Raw genomic sequence first — 1926 nt, 5'->3', positions numbered from 1 at the left:
GCTGCCATGGCTAACTTTTCTGCCTTGCTGAACGATAACCTGACCGAACTCAACTGGGTGGGTTTTTACGTGATGCGTGGTGACCAACTGGTGTTGGGTCCTTTCCAAGGTAAAGTGGCCTGTACCCGTATTCCTATGGGTAAGGGCGTGTGCGGTACCGCCGCACAAACCAATCAGACGCAGCGCGTCGCCGATGTGCATCAATTTGATGGTCATATCGCCTGCGATTCGGCCAGTAATTCTGAAATTGTTATCCCAGTCCGCGCCGATGGTAAGGTTGTGGCCGTGCTGGATATCGATAGCCCTATTTTTGACCGCTTCGATGAAGAGGACCAAAAGGGCTTGGAATTATTGGTAAAAAGCTTCGAAAACTGCCTATTTGCTTAATTTGCGTACAATAACGCATAATTCATAGTCGCAATCGGTGGCGTGCGCCTTATAATAGCGCATGCACTGATAAGGCTTATGTTGAGCACAGCCAAAATAAGCCTTATAGGTTCTGCCGTAAAAAATTGTTAACTTATATTTTTTGACTTTAGTTAACTCGGCGAGAATGCTAATTTGTACTTTGGCTCATATGTGGGCTTAACCAAGATAAACGACTCGTAAGAAGCTGATTTTTATCACCTCGGATTCGATGTCCCTTTTTAACTGTGGAAGTAATGATGGAATCAACAGATAAGTTGACCGACACCAACGCAATTTTGGCGTATTTGTATGAAACATTTCCTTTGTGCTTTATTGCTGAAGGTGAAACTAAGCCATTAAAAATCGGATTGTTTCAAGATTTGGCTGAAAGGTTGGCTGATGATTCTAAAGTCAGTAAAACTCAACTGCGAGTTGCCTTAAGACGCTACACCAGCAGCTGGCGCTACCTGAAATCGGTAAAAGCCGGTGCACAGCGTGTAGACCTCGACGGTCAACCATGCGGTGAGTTAGAGCAAGAGCATATCGATCATGCTCAAGCTATGTTGAAAGAAAGCCAAGATAAAGCCAAAGCTAAGCGTGCTGCTCAAGCACCTAAAGCGGCACCTGCTGGCAAAGCGCCTGCGAAAAAAGCCCCTAAGAAAGTGGCTGTACCGGCACGTAAGACTGAGCGCCCAGCAAAAGCTGCACCTAAGGCTGAACCTGCGGTTAACTTAGTGCAAGCACAATTGACCGATCTAACCAAGAAGCAACGTGTCAATGTTAAGTTAGGTATGACGCCAGTAGCCGGCGTGATCACCGACATTAACAAAGAGGACATTCATGTTCAGCTGGATAGCGGCTTAACGGTAAAAGTGAAAGCGGAACATATCCTGCTGTAATCATTTAATCAAACGGAGTAACTTGTTGATGCGAAAACTCACTTTGGCTACATCCATTGCCACTGTTTTTGTCGGATTCTCGGCTTGGGCTGTACCACCCACGATTCAAATCAGCGAGTTACCCACTCTCAAGCAGGAAGCGCAGCATAAAGTGGCGAGTAAGCGAGTGACGGATTTATACACTCGTTCCCACTATCACAGATTCGCCTTAGACGATGCGTTTTCGGCGCAGATCTTCGACCGTTACCTGCAGCAACTCGATTACCGTCGTAATGTGCTGACGCAAGCCGATGTTGACAGTTTTAAGCCTTATACCAATCAATTCGATGATATGTTGAGTTCGGGCGATCTTGACCCTGCCTACAAGATGTTTGATTTGGTGCAAAAGCGTCGCTACGAAGGCTTTGTGTACGCGCTTTCTCTGCTCGATAAAGAGATGGATTTCACCGTGCCAGGTGATGCCTACGAGTACGACAGAGAAGATGCGGCTTGGCCAAAAGATCAAGCCGAAATCAACGAGTTGTGGCGCCAACGTGTTAAATACGATGCGTTGAATCTGAAACTCACAGGCAAGAAATGGCCTAAAATCGTTGATATTCTGCAAAAGCGTTATAACAAC

The 1926-nt window shown here is 46.2% G+C and carries 2 protein-coding genes and 1 pseudogene; all 3 read left to right on the top strand.

Going from position 1 to position 1926, the window contains the following annotated elements; all coding sequences use genetic code 11:
* Positions 1-387 (top strand): GAF domain-containing protein (locus ACQY6Q_RS14575; RefSeq protein ID WP_427982444.1); only part of this gene is annotated, 387 nt, incomplete at its 5' end.
* Between the two features lie 278 nt (positions 388-665).
* The gene (gene proQ / locus ACQY6Q_RS14570) at positions 666-1307 is read left to right on the top strand and encodes an RNA chaperone ProQ (protein WP_086017251.1); all 642 of its coding nucleotides are present in this window, start codon (positions 666-668) and stop codon (positions 1305-1307) included.
* Positions 1308-1335: 28 nt separating this feature from the next.
* Positions 1336-1926 (top strand): annotated as a pseudogene (locus ACQY6Q_RS14565) (carboxy terminal-processing peptidase); the annotation flags it as partial.

The sequence above is a fragment of the Agarivorans sp. genome (assembly GCF_050295395.1).
Classification (GTDB): Bacteria; Pseudomonadota; Gammaproteobacteria; order Enterobacterales; family Celerinatantimonadaceae; genus Agarivorans.
This window is presented reverse-complemented; position numbering and strand designations above follow the sequence as displayed.